General features: G+C 69.4%; 17 protein-coding genes and 1 riboswitch. Of the genes, 8 read left to right on the top strand and 9 right to left on the bottom strand.

Annotation, left to right across the window (positions count from 1 at the left end):
• Positions 1 to 66: 66 nt before the first annotated feature.
• Positions 67 to 519 carry a GNAT family N-acetyltransferase gene (locus tag AB0F04_RS21345; RefSeq protein WP_362043552.1) on the bottom strand — a complete coding sequence of 151 codons (453 nt, stop codon included), beginning with the start codon at positions 517 to 519 and terminating at the stop codon, positions 67 to 69.
• A gap of 64 nt (positions 520 to 583) precedes the next feature.
• A complete protein-coding gene (locus AB0F04_RS21340; RefSeq protein WP_362043551.1) occupies positions 584 to 1,048 on the bottom strand; it encodes a MarR family transcriptional regulator in 465 nt (154 codons plus the stop codon).
• Positions 1,049 to 1,190: 142 nt separating this feature from the next.
• Here AB0F04_RS21340 and AB0F04_RS21335 point away from each other — a divergent pair, with 142 nt between their 5' ends.
• The gene (locus tag AB0F04_RS21335; protein ID WP_362043550.1) at positions 1,191 to 2,399 is read left to right on the top strand and encodes an MFS transporter; all 1,209 of its coding nucleotides are present in this window, start codon (positions 1,191 to 1,193) and stop codon (positions 2,397 to 2,399) included.
• Positions 2,400 to 2,493: 94 nt separating this feature from the next.
• Positions 2,494 to 2,916, top strand: coding sequence for a heme-binding protein (locus AB0F04_RS21330; RefSeq protein WP_362043549.1), 423 nt, complete (start codon positions 2,494 to 2,496; stop codon positions 2,914 to 2,916).
• Between the two features lie 68 nt (positions 2,917 to 2,984).
• Here the strand turns inward: AB0F04_RS21330 and AB0F04_RS21325 are convergent, their stop codons facing one another.
• Complete coding sequence (locus AB0F04_RS21325) at positions 2,985 to 3,848, bottom strand: GNAT family N-acetyltransferase (protein WP_362043548.1); 864 nt, start codon at positions 3,846 to 3,848, stop codon at positions 2,985 to 2,987.
• Between the two features lie 591 nt (positions 3,849 to 4,439).
• Between AB0F04_RS21325 and AB0F04_RS21320 the strand changes: the two genes are divergently transcribed.
• Positions 4,440 to 6,056 carry a globin domain-containing protein gene (locus AB0F04_RS21320; protein WP_362043547.1) on the top strand — a complete coding sequence of 539 codons (1,617 nt, stop codon included), beginning with the start codon at positions 4,440 to 4,442 and terminating at the stop codon, positions 6,054 to 6,056.
• Between the two features lie 12 nt (positions 6,057 to 6,068).
• Here the strand turns inward: AB0F04_RS21320 and AB0F04_RS21315 are convergent, their stop codons facing one another.
• From AB0F04_RS21315 to AB0F04_RS21295, 5 genes are all read right to left on the bottom strand, one after another.
• Entirely contained in the window at positions 6,069 to 6,551 is a 483-nt protein-coding gene (locus AB0F04_RS21315; protein WP_053670118.1) for an NUDIX hydrolase, read from the bottom strand.
• A 132-nt stretch (positions 6,552 to 6,683) separates the two neighbouring features.
• Entirely contained in the window at positions 6,684 to 7,589 is a 906-nt protein-coding gene (locus AB0F04_RS21310; RefSeq protein WP_362043546.1) for a LysR family transcriptional regulator, read from the bottom strand.
• Positions 7,590 to 7,784: 195 nt separating this feature from the next.
• Positions 7,785 to 9,008: a cystathionine gamma-lyase gene (locus AB0F04_RS21305; protein ID WP_362043545.1), complete on the bottom strand. Its 1,224-nt coding sequence runs from the start codon at positions 9,006 to 9,008 to the stop codon at positions 7,785 to 7,787.
• Complete coding sequence (locus AB0F04_RS21300; RefSeq protein WP_362043544.1) at positions 9,005 to 9,496, bottom strand: low molecular weight protein-tyrosine-phosphatase; 492 nt, start codon at positions 9,494 to 9,496, stop codon at positions 9,005 to 9,007. Before AB0F04_RS21300 ends, AB0F04_RS21305 begins: the two co-directional genes overlap by 4 nt.
• Before the next feature lie 6 nt (positions 9,497 to 9,502).
• Positions 9,503 to 9,880 (bottom strand): phage holin family protein, encoded by a 378-nt coding sequence (locus tag AB0F04_RS21295; RefSeq protein WP_053670114.1) that lies wholly within the window; start codon positions 9,878 to 9,880, stop codon positions 9,503 to 9,505.
• Positions 9,881 to 9,940: 60 nt separating this feature from the next.
• On the opposite strand from AB0F04_RS21295, the gene AB0F04_RS21290 reads away from it, so the two are divergent.
• From AB0F04_RS21290 to AB0F04_RS21275, 4 genes are all read left to right on the top strand, one after another.
• Positions 9,941 to 10,258: a cupin domain-containing protein gene (locus tag AB0F04_RS21290; RefSeq protein ID WP_362043543.1), complete on the top strand. Its 318-nt coding sequence runs from the start codon at positions 9,941 to 9,943 to the stop codon at positions 10,256 to 10,258.
• A gap of 165 nt (positions 10,259 to 10,423) precedes the next feature.
• The gene (locus tag AB0F04_RS21285) at positions 10,424 to 10,636 is read left to right on the top strand and encodes a DUF5326 family protein (protein ID WP_020271174.1); all 213 of its coding nucleotides are present in this window, start codon (positions 10,424 to 10,426) and stop codon (positions 10,634 to 10,636) included.
• 318 nt (positions 10,637 to 10,954) lie between these two features.
• Positions 10,955 to 11,692 (top strand): IclR family transcriptional regulator C-terminal domain-containing protein, encoded by a 738-nt coding sequence (locus tag AB0F04_RS21280; RefSeq protein WP_362044256.1) that lies wholly within the window; start codon positions 10,955 to 10,957, stop codon positions 11,690 to 11,692.
• Positions 11,693 to 11,791: 99 nt separating this feature from the next.
• Complete coding sequence (locus tag AB0F04_RS21275; protein WP_030849994.1) at positions 11,792 to 12,226, top strand: SsgA family sporulation/cell division regulator; 435 nt, start codon at positions 11,792 to 11,794, stop codon at positions 12,224 to 12,226.
• A gap of 125 nt (positions 12,227 to 12,351) precedes the next feature.
• Here AB0F04_RS21275 and AB0F04_RS21270 read toward each other — a convergent pair whose 3' ends face one another.
• Positions 12,352 to 14,157, bottom strand: coding sequence for a YibE/F family protein (locus tag AB0F04_RS21270; RefSeq protein WP_362043542.1), 1,806 nt, complete (start codon positions 14,155 to 14,157; stop codon positions 12,352 to 12,354).
• 72 nt (positions 14,158 to 14,229) lie between these two features.
• Positions 14,230 to 14,419: riboswitch (TPP riboswitch) on the top strand.
• Between AB0F04_RS21270 and thiC the strand changes: the two genes are divergently transcribed.
• Positions 14,412 to 16,075 (top strand): phosphomethylpyrimidine synthase ThiC (thiC, locus tag AB0F04_RS21265; protein WP_362043541.1); only part of this gene is annotated, 1,664 nt, incomplete at its 3' end. (Overlaps the previous riboswitch by 8 nt.)

Below are 16,075 nucleotides of genomic sequence, written 5' to 3'. Positions count from 1 at the left end.
TGTGTTACCGGCGGGGGGTGGGCGGCGTCTATTCCACCCACACCCCCCCCCCCCCCCACCGCTCGGTCACAGCTGGAGCTTGAAGCCCGTGTGTGAGGCCGTGAATCCAAGCCGTTCATAGAAGCGGTGGGCGTCGGCGCGGGTCTTGTCAGAGGTCAGCTGGACCAGCTGGCACCCCTCGTTCCGGGATGCTTCGATCGCCCACTCGATGAGCTGTGTTCCCAGGCCGCTGCCGCGCTCGTCCGCATGGACGCGCACCCCTTCGACGATCGACCTGGTTGCACCCCGACGGGAGAGCCCGGGAATGATCGTGAGCTGGAGCGTGCCGACGACCCTGCCCTCCCGGACCGCCACGACCACGTGCTGATTCGGATCGGTGCTGAGGCGCTCCAGCGCGGCCAGGTACGGAGCGAGGTCGTTCGGTGACTCGCGCTGTGCGCCCAGGGGGTCGTCCGCAAGCATGGCGACGATCGCCGGGACGTCATCGGCTGCGGCGGCCCGTATCTCAAGATCTTCCATGGACGCACCTTACGCACAGCCGGCCGGTGGGCAGATGCCGCGCGGCGGCCCGTGCTCGGGCGCCCTATGCGGGCACGGGAGCCTTCAGCGTCTCCACGACTCGGACCAGCGGTGCCAGCTCGGAGTTCTTCGCCGCTTCGTCGAGGGCCTCGCGCAGGGCGGTGTCGTTGGTCGGACGCGCCGCTTCCAGCAACGCGAGGCCTGCCGCGGTGACGTTGGTGTAGATGCCCCGGCGGTCGGTGGGGCACAGGTAGCGCTCCAGGAGGCCCCGGTCTTCGAGTCGGGTGACCAGGCGCGTGGTGGCGCTCTGGCTGAGAACGACCGCGTCGGCTACCTGCTTCATCTGCAGATGCCCCCCGTCGCCGTCGTGCTGCCGGCTGAGTACGTCCAGCAGGGAGTACTCGCGCGCGCTGAGGTCGTGCCCGGCCTGCAGGGCGCGCTCGATGTGGGCCTCGATCCTCCCGTGGAGAAGGGAGAGAGCGCACCAGCTCTGGGCGAGAGCGGTGAGCGCGGGGTCCGTCGCTGTCATTGGCGTTTCCTCCGTCCCGGAGCGGCTGACACCCAGGATAGAGCAGTCCCGCAATTGACGTCGTTTGCATATAGCCCGCGTCTGCAACTATTGTGGGAGCACGTTAAGCGCTCCTGCAATCGTCTGGGAAGGTAACCCCTCCATGCCTCTCGCGCTTCTGGCCCTGGCGATCGGGGCCTTCGGGATCGGTACGACGGAATTCGTGATCATGGGCTTGCTGCCCGAGGTCGCGGCCGACTACGGGGTGTCCATCCCCACCGCCGGTTACCTGGTGACCGGCTATGCGCTCGGCGTCATGTTCGGCGCGCCGCTGATGACCGTGCTCGGCACGAAGGTCTCCCGTAAGCGGATGCTGATGCTGCTGATGGGCCTCTTCATCCTGGGGAACCTGCTCTCGGCCCTGGCCCCCGCCTTCTCCGTCATGCTGATCGGCCGGATCGTCGCCTCGCTGGCCCACGGCGCCTTCTTCGGCATCGGGTCGGTCGTCGCGGCGGACCTCGTCGCTCCGGACAAGAAGGCCGGTGCCATCGCGATGATGTTCACCGGTCTGACCGTCGCCAATGTCGTCGGTGTCCCGCTGGGCACGCTCGTGGGGCAGTCCGTCGGCTGGCGGGTGACCTTCGGCATCGTCGCCGCCCTCGGCGTCGTCGGCCTGGCCGGCATCGCCCGGCTCGTCCCGGACATGCCCAAGGCGGAGGGCGTGCGTCTGCGCCATGAGCTGGCCGCGTTCAAGAACGTACAGGTCCTCCTCGCCATGGCCATGACCGTCCTGGGCTTCGGCGGTGTCTTCGCGGCCATCACCTACATCGCGCCGATGATGACCCATGTCGCGGGCTTCGCCGACGGCTCCGTCACCTGGCTGCTGGTCCTCTTCGGCCTCGGCATGGTCGGCGGCAACCTGGTCGGCGGAGCGTTCGCCGATCGCGCCCTCATGCCCATGCTGTACGTCTCCCTGGGTGCCCTGGCCGTCGTCCTGGCCCTGTTCACCTTCACCGCCCACGACAAGCTGCTCTCGGCGGTCACCATCGCGCTGATCGGTGCTCTGGGATTCGCCACCGTGCCACCGCTGCAGAAGCGTGTGCTCGACCAGGCGCACGGCGCCCCGACCCTGGCCTCCGCTGTGAACATCGGCGCCTTCAACCTGGGCAACGCGCTCTCCGCCTGGCTCGGTGGCCTGGTGATCGCGGCGGGCCTCGGCTACACGGCGCCCAACTGGGTCGGTGCCGCCCTGGCCGCCGCGGCTCTGGTCCTGGCCTTCCTCTCGGCCGCCTTGGAGCGCCGCACCGGTGGCCCCAGCACCGTCGTCACAAAGGCCGCACCAGCCGAGCAGCGCACTGCCGTCCACCACTGAGCAACGAGACCCGGCCCACCGGCCCCACGACCCGCGTCGACCGCAATCGGCCTCACGACCTGCAACGACCGCACAGCCTTCGGGAGAACCCTTCATGAGCACCACCACCGCAGTCGCCCCGCTGACCACTCAGGACGCCGATGTTCTCGTGGCCGCGGCCCACCGCGCCGCCGAGGTCACAGGCATCACCGTCAGCGTCACCGTCCTGGACGCGGGCGGCCATCTGCTCGCCTTCCGGCGTGACGACCGAGCCGTGCTGATCTCCGGTGAGACCAGCACCCGCAAGGCCTACACCGCTCTGCAGCTGAACGCGCCCACCGCCGACCTGGTGGACGCGGTGCAGCCCGGAGGCCTCTTCCACACGCTGCCGACCGCGCTCGACCGGCCGCTGCTGTTCATCGCCGGCGGCGTGCCGGTGCACCGCGACGGCCGGCTGATCGGCGCGATCGGCGTCGGCGGCGGTGCCCCGGATCAGGACCACCGCTTCGCCACGGCCGCCGTGCAGGCTCTCGCCTGACCCGGCCCTCACAGCGCGACGACGCCGGTTCCCTGTTCCGGGAGCCGGCGTCGTCGTCTGGGGGCTCGTCAGCCGGCCGCGACCGTGACCGGTGCGAACCGCCGGCTCCAGTCGCCGGGCAACTCGGCGATCCCGTACGCCATCACCGCGTTGAAGGCGACGGATTGCAGGCCGCGCTCCTTCACCCACGCGAGGAGCTCCTCGTGCCGCACGTCGATGTCGGTGCGCAGGGGACGGTCGGTCTGGGCGGCGAGGGAGGCGATGAGAGCCTGGGCCACCGACGTGTCGCGAGCGATGAGCGGCCCGACGACGTGGGTGTCCATGTTGGGCCAGGCGGCCGCGTACCCGATGATCCGTCCGCCGTCCTCGGCCACGCGCAACTGGTCGGCGAAGGCCGGCAGCCGGGTGACGATGTGGGTGCGGTCGCTCCCGAACACCTGCTCGTCGAGACGGAGGATCGCGGTGAGGTCCTCGGCGGTCGCGGCTCGGGTGGACACCTCCGGCTCCGGCCCACCGGGAGTGAAGCGCCCGCAGACCATCTCGGCCCGTCCGGTGACCTTGAAGCCGAGTTCCTCGTAAAGGGGGCGGCCGTTCGGCGTCGCGTGCAGGGTGAGGGGCGTGGTGCCCATCGCCGAGACGACGTGGCGCATCAGCCGGCGTCCCACGCCCTGCCGAGCGTGCCGTCCCGCGACCAGGACCATGCCGATCGCGGCGAGGGCGGGCACTTGCGGTCCGTACTCGGTGACGACGCAGGCGCTCACGAGGCCGCCCGCGGGGTCGTCGATGCCGTAGCCCTTCCCAGCCGTGAGGAGGAAGCCCCACTTGTGCTCCTCCCGTGGCCACCCCCGGTCCTCGGACAAGTCGGCGCAGGCGGCTTGATCGTGGAGTGTCAGACGGCGGATGGGCAATGAGGCAAGGGAAGGAGTCGGCACGCACGTCAGGCTGTCCGACGAGGGCCCTCGGCGTCCACCTGTTTCAGCGGAGACGGGCGAGCTTTTGGCCAGTTGTCGCCGCCCGCACAGACCAAGGACCAGTGCCGGACGTTTCACGTGAAACAGGTAAGAACATCGAGCGTCTTGTCTACACCTGAACGGGGCTGTACGGCTTGAGAGTTGGTGGCCTTTGGTGATTCGCGCCATGCGCGCATGCGTGACGAGAGGAGGGGGGACTTGTGTGCACGGCAGTGGCCGGTAGGGTCGAGTCCGGTTCGCATCCGGGACGGGACGCCCCGTCCCGTTTGGGGTGGTGCGGGGCAATGCAGCCTAACGGGACGGAGAGATCTAAGACCCGCGTTTCCGGGTATACGCCGGAAGTGGCCAGGCGGGTGGGAAGCTCGATGAGTGTCACTGCGGCCAATGTCACACTCTCGCCTTACTTGTCCGTACGGAGCCGGAATACGGGTTGAATGTGGCCGTATTGGCCGCGACAAGGATGGGAACGCAGACCGTCCACGGGGGAAGCAGGCACCTTCCGGCTTCGGAAGTGCGCAGACCGACCGAAAGATGCTCGAGGCGAGGCACACCATGGACGCTCCGACCACCACGTCGGCCGACAACGGCACTTCTGGCGGCGGGGGCGACTGGTTCACGCCCCGCAAGATCCCGACGCCAGTACCGGACACCGACGCCGGGGCGCCGGACAGCACGGCGGAAGGGCGTCGACCGGCCACGATCCGCCCGGTGGGCAGGCCCGGGCCCGCCCCGGAGGCACCGGCACACACCACGCCCGGGTCCACCGGCTCGGCGACCGGCAGCCCGGGCCCCGGTGGGCCAGACCAAGGACGGGAACATCCGGACGCGGTATCCACACCCGTCCCCCTCGCCGCACAGCACGCTCCGGCCCCCTCCGCGGCTTCCGGCCCGGCCACCGTCCCGCCGTCGGGCCCCGCGCCCACGGCGCTCACCCCGACGCCTTTCGTCTCGACCGTCGCCCCTCCCCGTACTCCCCCCGTACAGCGGGTTCCCGCCCAGGAACACGCACCGGTGTCACCCTCGACTCAGGGCACCACCGCACCGGCCGAAGAGGGCTCCCCTGACGCTCTCCTCATCCGCCGCACCATGGCCGAGGTCGCGCCGGTCGCCGACAAGGTCACGTCGTACTTCTACGCCCTGCTCTTCGTCCGCCACCCCGACCTGCGGTCGCTTTTCCCGGCCGCTATGGACACCCAGCGGGACCGGCTGCTCAGAGCGCTGCTCACAGCCGCCGAGCACATCGACAACAAGGACGTCCTCGTCGACTACCTGCAAAAGCTCGGCCGGGGTCACCGCAAGTACGGGACGCGGCCGGAGCACTACCCGGCCGTCGGCGAGTGCCTCATCGGCGCGCTGAGCAAGTACGCCGCCGGGGTGTGGAACGCGGAGATGGAGGCGGCCTGGATCCGGGCCTACACCACGATCTCCCAGGTCATGATCGACGCTGCGGCCGCGGACGAACTTCGTGCCCCTGCCTGGTGGTACGCCGAGATCGTCACGCACGACCTGAGAACGCCGGACGTCGCGGTGGTCACCGTCCGACCCGACCAGCCGTACCCGTTCCTGGCCGGGCAGTACACGAGCGTGGAGACGCCGTGGTGGCCGCGGATCTGGCGGCACTACTCCTTCGCGTCGGCGCCCCGGTCCGACGGTCTGCTGTCGTTCCACGTCAAGGCCGTACCGGCCGGCTGGGTCTCCAACGCCCTGGTGCACCGCGCCCGCCCCGGCGACATCATCCGGCTGGGCCCGCCCGCGGGTTCCATGACCGTCGACCACACCACCGACAACGGCCTGCTCTGCCTGGGCGGCGGCACGGGCATAGCCCCCATCAAGGCCCTGGTCGAGGATGTCGCCGAGCACGGGGACCGCCGGTCGGTCGAGGTCTTCTACGGTGCCCGCACCGACCATGACCTGTACGACATCGACACCATGCTCCGTCTGCAGCAGACCCACCCCTGGCTCTCGGTCCGCGCGATCATCGACCAGCAGGCGCACCTGCAGCTGCCGGACGCCATACGCACCTACGGGCCGTGGGACGAGTTCGACGCCTACCTCTCGGGCCCGCCCGGCATGATCCGCAGCGGTGTGGACGCCCTGCGCGACATCGGAATCCCCTCGGACCGCATACGGCACGACTCCGTGGAGGAGCTCGTCGCGGCCGGAAGCTGATCAGGCGGCGTCTCAGCCCAGGTCCGGCGCGTGCATGGCGAGGACGCCCTCGATGTTGCCGTCCAGGTAGTGCCGCAGCGACAGCGGCACGAGATGAACGGAGGCGATTCCGACCCGGGTGAAGGGCACGCGCACGATCTCGTACTCGCCGACCGGCTCGTCCACCTCGGGTCCGTGGCGCAGGGAGGGGTCCATGGACTCCAGACGGCAGACGAAGAAGTGCTGCACCTTCACCCCGGTCGCGCCGCCGTCCTCTCCTATGTGCTCCATGGTGTCCACGAAGCAGGGCACGACATCGGTGATCTTCGCGCCGAGCTCTTCGTACACCTCGCGGTGCAAGGCATCGACGACGGTCGAGTCCTTGGGCTCGACTCCGCCACCGGGGGTGAGCCAGTAGGGATCCACACCCGGCTTGGTGCGTTTGATCAGTATCAGGTCGGCACCGTCCAGCAGAACGGCGCGGGCGGTGCGCTTGACCACGGGTCGCACGGTCATGAGTGAAATGTGGCCCGGCTGGTTCCACGTGAAACATCGCGAAACGTCACCGGCCGAGCTCCCAGAGTGAGACACGGCCCCGAGCGCCCACAGCTCACCGTCCGCGCGACCCGGCACACGGATCCGAGCGGCTCAGCACCAGTCGGCAGAGGACCGCAGCAACCAGTCATGCGCCCGCGCTATATGGGGCATCGCAAGCGTCCCGGTCCGGACCACCAGGAAGTACGTCCGCAGCGGCGGCACCGCCGGCTCGTGCAGCGCGACGACCTCGCCCCGCTCCAGCGCCGCCGCGCACAGATAGCGGGGCAGCACCGCCAGGCCGGCGCCCGCCACCGCGCAAGCCAGGACCGCACGCAGGTCGGGGACGATCACGGTGCCCGGGGCGGACGGGTGCGAGTCGAAGACGGATGCCCAGTAGCGGGAGACGAACGGCAGCGACTCGTGCACCTCCACCACCGGAACCTTCTCCAGGGCCGGTTCCGGAACGCGGTCCGACTGCCCGGGCCCGGTCTGCTCGGACCAGCGCGGGGCGGCGACCAGAACGTGCTCCTCGTCGCAGAGCGCAGTCGCCGTGAGCAGGGCACCGCGTGGCTGAGCCGTACTGATGGCCAGATCATGATGCCCGGCAGAAAGCCCTTCCAGCGTTTCCTCGGCGGTCCCGAACGAGGCGCGCAAGGCGAAGCCCTGGCCGTCCTCACCGGTCAGTTCCGTGAGGGCGGGCAGGGCTCGTTCGGCGGTGAACTCCAAAGGGCCCGCGAGGTGCAGCGTCCGTAAGGAGGAGTCGTCGTCGAGCCCGGTCTCGGTGATCTCCACCAGGGCGTCGAGGTGAGGTGCGGCCTTGTGGGCGAGTTCGTCGCCGATGCTCGTCGGGGTCACACCACGGGCCTGCCGCAGGAACAGAGGGCGGCCCAGCTGCCGCTCCAGCGTCCGTATCTGCGAGGTGACAGCAGGCTGGGAGAGGCCGAGCAGGGCGGCGGCGCGGGTGAAGGAGCCGGCCCGGTGCACGGTCACGAAGGTCCGCAGCAAGGCCAGATCCACCGCGGACTCCCCTCGTCGGCCCCTGCTCCCTGCCCTGGCCGGTGCTCAACTATAAATAAGTCGATAGGTTCCTGTCGCTACTGTGATTGGACACTGACAGAGAGTCAACTAGCCTTGGTCACGCGGTTCTTGCGCGCGGAACCGGAGGACGGTCCGAGCCACGAGGGGGGAGGCTCGGACCGTCCGTGGGGGTGGTCAGGCGGCCGACTCGTCCAACGCGCGCAGCACATCCGCCACCAGGTCCTCGGGATCCTCGGCGCCCACCGACAGCCGGATGAAGCCCTCCGGCACGGCGTCTCCGCCCCAGCGGCCACGCCGTTCGGCGGTGGACCGCACCCCGCCGAAGCTCGTCGCATCGTCCACGAGGCGCAGAGCGTCGAGGAACCGGTCGGCACGCGCGCGGGTGGGCAGCGTGAACGACACGACGCAGCCGAAGCGCCGCATCTGCCGCGCGGCGACCTCGTGGGAGGGGTCGTCGGTCAGCCCGGGGTAGCGCAGCCCAGCCACCTCGGGCCGCTCGCGCAGCGCCTGCGCGACGGCAAGGGCCGTGACGCTCTGCCGGTCGACCCGCATCTGCAGCGTCGCGATCGAACGGTGCGCGAGCCAGGCCTCCATGGGCCCGGGAATCGCACCGGCGATCTTGCGCCAGCGGCGCACGGCAGCCATGGCCTCGGCGTCCCGGCCGACCACGTAGCCCAGGAGGACATCGCCGTGGCCGGTGAGCTGCTTGGTGCCGCTGGCCACCGCGAAATCCGCGCCCAGCTCCAGCGGACGCTGGCCGAGCGGCGTGGCGAGGGTGTTGTCGACGGCCACCAGGGCACCACGCGCGTGTGCCGCCTCGGAGAGCCGCCTGATGTCGCACACGTCGAGCCCGGGATTGGAAGGGGTCTCGATCCACAGCAGCCTCGCACCGTCGAGGACGTCGAGCTGGGCGTCCCCGCCGGTGGGCGCCGTGCGCACCTCGATGCCGTACGCCTCCAGCTGAGCGCGGACCAGCGGCAGCGCCTGGTAGCCGTCGTCGGGCAGGACGCACACGTCGCCGGTGCGCAACTGGGAGAAGAGCACCGCCGAGATCGCCGCCATGCCCGAGGCGAAGACGAGCGTCTCCGAGCCGCCCCCGCCGGGCGCCTCCAGCTCGCCGACGGCACGTTCGAGCAGCGTCCACGTCGGGTTCTCGTCGCGGCCGTAGGTGTAGGGGCCCGTCGGATCGCCCGGGAGATGGAAGTGGGCCGCGAACACCGGGCCGGGGAGGGTGGGCTCGTGCTTGACCGGCTCGGGCAGCCCGGCCCGCACCGCACGCGTGCCCTCACCGGCGCCCGCTGCCAGGCCCGCGAGTGTCGTCACCTCGCGCGCGGCCCCCGTCACGTCATCTGCGGCGTCTGCCCCGCCACCCCCGGCACCCGTCGCGGAATCATTCATGCCGCCTGTCCCTCCACGTCCTCGCGCACTGCGGCGAGCAGACCGGTGCTCGCCGCCTCCACCATCTCAAGGCACTCCTCGAAGCCGTCCCTTCCCCCGTAGTAGGGGTCCGGTACGTCGAGGTCGTCGCCGGCGGCGGGATCGTACGAACGGAGCAGCCGTACCTTCGCGGCCTCCTGCTCGGTGGGCGCGAGGCGGCGCAGGGCCCCCAGATGGCCGGCGTCGAGGGCGATCACGAGGTCGAGGCGGGAGAACCACGACGACCGGAACTGCCGGGCCGTGTGGCCGCCCGGGTATCCGTTGTCCTCCAGGACGGCCACGGTGCGCGGATCGGCGCCGTCTCCCTCGTGCCAGCCGCCCGTACCGGCGCTGTCGACCTCCACCAGCTCGTCGAGACCGGCCTCGGCCACCCGCGCGCGGAAGACGATCTCGGCCATCGGCGAGCGGCAGATGTTGCCCGTGCAGACGAAGCAGACCCGGTACGTCATGTCCGCTCAGTCCCCGTCGGGCAGGATGACGTGCAGCGCCCAGGAGACGACCGAGATGATCAGGCCGCCCACGACAGCCGTCCAGAAGCCGTCCACGTGGAAGCTCAGGTCGAGCTTGTCCGCCAGCCAGGAGGTGAGCAGCAGCATCAGCGCGTTGACGACCAGCGTGAACAGGCCGAGGGTCAGTATCAGCAGCGGCAGGCTGAGCAGCTTGACCACCGGCTTGACCAGGAAGTTCACCAGGCCGAAGAGCAGCGCCACGATGATCAGGGTGGCGAACTCCTTGCCCGTGCTGTCACCGGTCAGGGTGATCTTGTCGAGCAGCCATACGGCGACCGCCAGAGCGCCCGCGTTCGCGATCGTCTTGACTAGGAAATTCATCATGTGTCTGATCGTGGCAGACCTGATCGGACACGGGCACAAGAGGCAGGGGCGGACAAGGCGATGAAAGCATTCCGGCTGGACGAACTGGAGGCCGAGCGCGCCGCCAACGAGGGCGCCTACCTGCAGTTTCTGCGGGAGCAGAACATGTCGGTCGGCTTGTACGCCCTCGACGCGGGCGAACAGGATCCACAGAAGCCGCACAAGCAGGACGAGGTCTACTTCATTGTGAGCGGGCGGGCCTCGATCACCGTCGGCCTGGAGACGACCCAGGTGGCGCGCGGCAGCGTGATCTACGTGCCGGCGGGCGTCGCCCACAAGTTCCACCACATCACCGAGGATCTGAGGGTGCTGGTGGTCTTCTCTCCGCCCGAGAGCTGACGCAACGTCTCGGGGTTCCCTAGGGGATCGGTCAGGGGAGGACAAGGGATGCGAGGCACCCGTTCGACCCCCTCGCGCACCTAGCATCGAGTGCAGGACATCAGAGATCCGACAGAACTGACAGAACCCGGCACTCGAACGGGCGGAGAGGTAAGGACGAGGGCGATGCGAGAGATCTTCACGGGACTGCCGTGGTGGGTGAAGTGGATCGCGGTGCCGGTCATCGCCCTGGTCGTGTTCGGCGGGCTGATCGCCAGTGTGGTCGGTTTCGTCATCGGACTGCTCTTCAAGGTGCTGGTGTTCGTGGCCCTGGTCGGCGGACTGATCTACGTCGTACGCAAGTTCACGTCGAGCTCCTCGTCGCGCAGCGACTGGTGAGGCCGGTGGGGAACCGGTGGGGGTAGCGGGACACGCCTGGAATCACCGGTTCCCTCGGGCGGGGGAAGTTTCCCTGTGGGGCCGTCTGCACGCGGTGGCAGGCGAATAGAGTCCGAAACTCGACGCGGGGACTTCCCCGCGAGCGGCATACACCCCCACCCGTGTTCCTCCGCACGGGTCTGCCCCCTCGCGCTTCGGGAGAGCCCCTTGGTCCCGGCTGACACCGCACCCGTCCACCTCAGCAGCGTCCCCGCGCAACCTCGCTCGGCGGCGCCTTCCGGACCACGGCCTCCCGCTGCCGCACCCCCTCCGCCGACCCTGATCGGATCCGTGCAGCGCGCGATGCGCCTGCTGGAGACCGTCGCCGCCCATGAGTACGGCGCCCCGGCCAAGCAACTGGCCCGTGAGACCGGGCTGGCGCTGCCGACGACGTATCACCTGCTGCGCACACTCGTGCACGAGGGCTATCTACGCCGGGACAAGGGCCTGTTCTTCCTCGGTGAGGCGGCCGAGCGGCTGAGCGGCAGCGGGGCGCGGCAGAAACGTCGCAGCACGATCGTCGACGCCCTGGCGCACTGGCGGGACACCCTGGGCGTGCCCGTGTACTACGCGGTCTACCGCGAGGGCGAGATCGAGGTCATGTGCGTCTCCGACACCCCCGTCAACCCGGCCGTCGAGGAATGGGCCGACTTCCGGGAGACCGGACACGCGCACGCCGTCGGGCAGTGCCTGCTGTCCCAGGTGGACGAGGAGGCCCGCCGTGACCACCTCGACCGCTACCCCGTGCAGCCCCTCACGCCGTACACGGTGCGCGACAACCACAGCCTGCTCAGACGCCTGGAGCGGATCCGGCGGATGGAGCCGGTGACCGAGCGCCAGGAGTACGCCCTGGGCGCGGTCTGTGCCGCGATCCCCCTCACCCTCGGCACAACGGCAGCGACGATGGCCATCTCACTCCCCGCACACCAGGCCGACCGGTTGCTGCCCGCGGCCCGGCAGTTGCAGGCAGAGATGGGGCGGCGGCTCGGCTCACTCGCGCTCTCTATCAGTATGTGAAAACTCACTCCTTGTGATCTGCTGTGTACGTTCAGCAAGATTCCACCAAGTGTCAGAGGTTTGTTCCCGGCCAGTAACGGCGATTTGACGGGGTTATCGATGCGCGAGTCCGTACAAGCAGAGGTCATGATGAGCTTTCTCGTGTCCGAGGAGCTCTCCTTCCGCATTCCGGTGGAGCTGCGCTATGAGTCCAGTGATCCCTATGCCGTCCGGCTGACGTTCCACTTGCCCGGTGACGCCCCGGTGACGTGGGCTTTCGGGCGGGAGTTGCTGATCGACGGGGTCGGCCGGCCGTGCGGGGAGGGCGATGTGCGCGTCACGCCTGTCGACCCCGATGCGCTGGGCGAGGTGTTGATCCGGCTTCAGGTGGGCAGCGACCAGGCGCTGTTCCGTTCGTCGACCGCACCACTCGTCGCTTTCCTCGACCGTACGGACAAGCTGGTGCCGCTGGGCCAGGAGGGCTCGCTCGCCGACTTCGACGCGCACCTCGACGAGGCCCTGGACCGCATCCTCGCCGAGCAGGGCGCCGGCTGAGACATGGCCCGGCAGCACGCTGGAGTAACGCTTCACCCGGCGCCGCCGAGCCGTGCAGGAACGCTTCCTCCTGCGATCGTCCTACGATCTTCCTCCGACGGCGGGACGCCCTGGACACTCAGGCGTCAGCGCTTGCGGCGCCTGCCCCTCCCCCCGCGCGCCGGGACCGTGGAGGCCTCCGGGGCGGGTACCGGGCCGGGACGGTCGGCCGAGACCACCAGTGCCGCCAGGGCGGTGGTGACCGGCACCGAGGCGACCAGGCCGATCGAACCGACCAGCGTGCGCACGATCTCCTCCGCGACCAGCTCGCTGTTGGCGACCGTTCCCACACTGCTCTGGGCGATGGAGAAGAGCAGCAGCAGAGGCAGCGCGGCACCCGCGTAGGCGAGGACGAGTGTGTTGACGACCGAGGCGATGTGGTCGCGGCCGATCCGGATGCCGGCGCGGTAGAGCCCCCGCCAGCCCATCGACGGGTTGGCCTCGTGCAGCTCCCAGACCGCCGAGGTCTGCGTGACCGTGACGTCGTCGAGTACGCCGAGCGAGCCGATGATGATGCCGGCCAGCAGCAGACCGCTCATGTCGATCGTCGGGTAGAGGCCGTGGATCAGACCGGTGTTGTCATCGGTGTTCCCGGTCAGGGCGGCCCAGTCGATGAACACCGAGCCGAGGAGACCGATCAGCAGCAGTGAGATGAGGGTGCCGAGCACCGCCACGGACGTCCGGGCCGACAGGCCATGACACAGGTACAGGGCGATGAGCATGATGGCGCTCGCGCCCACCACCGCCACGACCAGCGGATTGGAGCCCTGAAGGATCGCGGGCAGGATGAAGAAGTTCAGCACCATGAAGCTGATGGCCAGGGCGACCAGCGCCATGACCCCTCGCATCCGCCCGACGATCACCACGGCGACGGCGAAGATGCCCGCGAGCAGTGCCATGGGCAGCCGGCGGTTGATGTCGGTGACCGAGTACTGCAGGTCCTTCGGGGCCGAGGGCTCGTAGGCGACCACGACCTTCTGGCCCTCGTGCAACTGGCGGGACTGGTCGGGCTGGACGATCTCGGTGAACGTACGGCCCTTGTCGTCGCCGCTGTCGACCCGGATCGTCGCCCGCTTGCAGGTGCCCTTCTCCTCCTGCACCGCGGAGGAACCCTCGGCCGTGGAGGTGTCACCCGTGGGCGGCACGCCTGAAGCGCCGGCCTCCTTGCAGCTCACCTCGACCACCTTGGTGACGGTGGCGTCCTGCGTCTGCCGGTCGAAACCGACGCCGGTGCGCTCGTGTGCCGGAGCGCCGCCGGGCCACAGCACGGCGAGACCGACCAGCACGGCGGCGGCGAACGGGATGAGGATCGCCGCGATGACCTTGCGCAGGTGCTGGGAGACCGGCGTGGCCGGACCGTGACTGTGAGAGTGCCCGTGCCCGCCGCCCGCGCCGGAACCTGGGCCATGGCCGTTACCGTCGCCACCGCCCTGACCGGGGCCCTGTCCGTCGCCGCCACCCTGGCCGTGGCCGTGTCCGGGGCCACCGCCGTGCCCGTGGCCCTGCCCGTCGCCTCCGCCGTACCCGTCGCCGCGGCCGCGGCCGTGGCCGCCACCTCCGGTGGGCCCTGGTCCGTACCCGCCATCGGCTCCCTGTCCGGGGCCCTGTCCGCCGAATGGACAACTCTGACGGGGATGACCGCCCGGAGAACCGGTACCCCGGCCACTGCCGGAGCCCGTCCCATACTCACCGCGGTCCCCAGGGCCGAATCCCGCGTCCTGCCCGTACCCGAGCTCGGGGCTCTGCCGCCTGGCAGGTCCTTGCCCCCCGGCCGGCCCCTGCCCGGCTCCGGCGGCGTAATCATGGCCGTCACCACGGCCATTGCCGTTTCCGGCGCCGGATCCGCGGGGCGGCTCGGGCGGTGGGAAGGAGGGACGCTGCGTCGTGGTCACCGCCCGATCATCGCAAGAACGAGGGGGGCCCTCTGTTCACCGCGCCAGAATTGCCGCTAGCGTGGGGGCACCTTTTGTACACGCGGGAGCTCGGAGCACCGGGCTGAGAGGGCGCTGACCTCCGTCCCAGCGATGTTTCACATGAAACATCGCCGGAGTCGAGTGATGTTTCACACGAAACGTCGCCGGACGGAAACCGCTGCGTCGACCGCCGAACCTGTTACCGGGTAATGCCGGCGTAGGGAGTAGGTCTCATGACCAACAAGGACGCACGCACGCCTGCCTCCATCCAGGACGAGACGTCCGAGGAGGCCGGGAAGTCCATCGGCTGGCACAAGGCGTACATCGAGGGAACCCGCCCCGATCTGCGCGTGCCGGTCCGTCAGGTGCACCTCACCAACGGCCGGTCGGTCACGCTGTACGACACGTCGGGCCCCTACACCGATCCACTCGTCGAAACCGACGTCCGCAGGGGTTTGTCGCCGCTGCGCGAGAACTGGATCATCGCCCGCGGCGACACCGAGGAGTACGCGGGCCGCCCCGTCCGTCCCGAGGACGACGGCATCAAGCACACCTCCCCCCGGGGCGGTCTCCGGAACCTGGACGCGGTGTTCCCCGGCCGGCCCCGCCAGCCGCGTCGCGGCAGGGGCGGAGAGGCCGTCACGCAACTCGCGTACGCCCGCCGCGGCGAGATCACGCCCGAGATGGAGTACGTGGCCATCCGGGAGAACGTTTCTCCCGAGGTGGTCCGTGACGAGATCGCCGCAGGCCGGGCCGTGCTGCCGGCCAACGTCAACCACCCGGAGATCGAGCCGATGATCATCGGCAAGCGATTCCTGGTGAAGGTCAACGCCAACATCGGCAACTCGGCGGTGACCTCCTCCATCGAGGAGGAGGTCGAGAAGATGACCTGGGCGACCCGCTGGGGCGCCGACACGGTCATGGACCTGTCCACCGGCCGCAACATCCACACCACGCGTGAGTGGGTGCTGCGCAACTCCCCCGTGCCCATCGGCACCGTGCCGCTCTACCAGGCCCTGGAGAAGGTCGACGGCCGAGCCGAGGAGCTGACCTGGGAGATCTACAAGGACACCGTCATCGAACAGGCCGAGCAGGGCGTGGACTACATGACGGTCCACGCGGGTGTGCGCCTGCCGTACGTGCCGCTGACGGCGAACCGCAAGACCGGCATCGTCTCCCGCGGCGGCTCGATCATGGCGGCCTGGTGCCTCGCGCACCACAAGGAGTCGTTCCTGTACGAGAACTTCGAGGAGCTCTGCGAGATCCTCGCCGCGTACGACGTGACGTACTCGCTCGGGGACGGCCTCAGGCCCGGGTCGATCGCGGACGCCAACGACGAGGCCCAGTTCGCGGAGTTGCGCACGCTCGGGGAACTCAACCGGGTCGCGAAGCGTTTCAACGTTCAGACCATGATCGAGGGCCCGGGCCACGTCCCGATGCACAAGATCAAGGAGAACATCGACCTTCAGCAGGAGATCTGCGATGAAGCTCCGTTCTATACGCTCGGCCCGCTGACCACCGACGTCGCACCGGCGTACGACCACATCACCTCCGGCATCGGTGCCGCGATGATCGCCTGGTGGGGCACGGCGATGCTGTGTTACGTCACGCCCAAGGAGCACTTGGGCCTGCCGAACCGTGATGACGTCAAGACCGGTGTCATCACCTACAAGATCGCCGCCCACGCAGCGGACCTCGCCAAGGGGCATCCGGGTGCGCAGGAGTGGGACGACGCGCTGTCGGACGCTCGCTTCGAGTTCCGGTGGGAGGACCAGTTCAACCTGGCCCTCGACCCGGACACGGCACGGGAGTTCCACGACGAGACCCTGCCGGCGGAGCCCGCCAAGACAGCTCACTTCTGCTCGATGTGCGGTCCCAAGTTCTGCAGCATGAAGAT

The sequence above is a fragment of the Streptomyces sp. NPDC029041 genome (assembly GCF_040637515.1).
Classification (GTDB): domain Bacteria; phylum Actinomycetota; class Actinomycetes; order Streptomycetales; family Streptomycetaceae; genus Streptomyces.
This window is presented reverse-complemented; position numbering and strand designations above follow the sequence as displayed.

Bases quoted from the DNA above. Each gene is read 5' to 3' on its own strand.
- AB0F04_RS21345 (WP_362043552.1), bottom strand. From the start codon at position 519: ATGGAAGATCTTGAGATACGGGCCGCCGCAGCCGATGACGTCCCGGCG.
- AB0F04_RS21340 (WP_362043551.1), bottom strand. From the start codon at position 1,048: ATGACAGCGACGGACCCCGCGCTCACCGCTCTCGCCCAGAGCTGGTGC.
- AB0F04_RS21335 (WP_362043550.1), top strand. From the start codon at position 1,191: ATGCCTCTCGCGCTTCTGGCCCTGGCGATCGGGGCCTTCGGGATCGGT.
- AB0F04_RS21330 (WP_362043549.1), top strand. From the start codon at position 2,494: ATGAGCACCACCACCGCAGTCGCCCCGCTGACCACTCAGGACGCCGAT.
- AB0F04_RS21320 (WP_362043547.1), top strand. From the start codon at position 4,440: ATGGACGCTCCGACCACCACGTCGGCCGACAACGGCACTTCTGGCGGC.
- AB0F04_RS21315 (WP_053670118.1), bottom strand. From the start codon at position 6,551: ATGACCGTGCGACCCGTGGTCAAGCGCACCGCCCGCGCCGTTCTGCTG.
- AB0F04_RS21305 (WP_362043545.1), bottom strand. From the start codon at position 9,008: ATGAATGATTCCGCGACGGGTGCCGGGGGTGGCGGGGCAGACGCCGCA.
- AB0F04_RS21300 (WP_362043544.1), bottom strand. From the start codon at position 9,496: ATGACGTACCGGGTCTGCTTCGTCTGCACGGGCAACATCTGCCGCTCG.
- AB0F04_RS21295 (WP_053670114.1), bottom strand. From the start codon at position 9,880: ATGATGAATTTCCTAGTCAAGACGATCGCGAACGCGGGCGCTCTGGCG.
- AB0F04_RS21290 (WP_362043543.1), top strand. From the start codon at position 9,941: ATGAAAGCATTCCGGCTGGACGAACTGGAGGCCGAGCGCGCCGCCAAC.
- AB0F04_RS21285 (WP_020271174.1), top strand. From the start codon at position 10,424: ATGCGAGAGATCTTCACGGGACTGCCGTGGTGGGTGAAGTGGATCGCG.
- AB0F04_RS21275 (WP_030849994.1), top strand. From the start codon at position 11,792: ATGCGCGAGTCCGTACAAGCAGAGGTCATGATGAGCTTTCTCGTGTCC.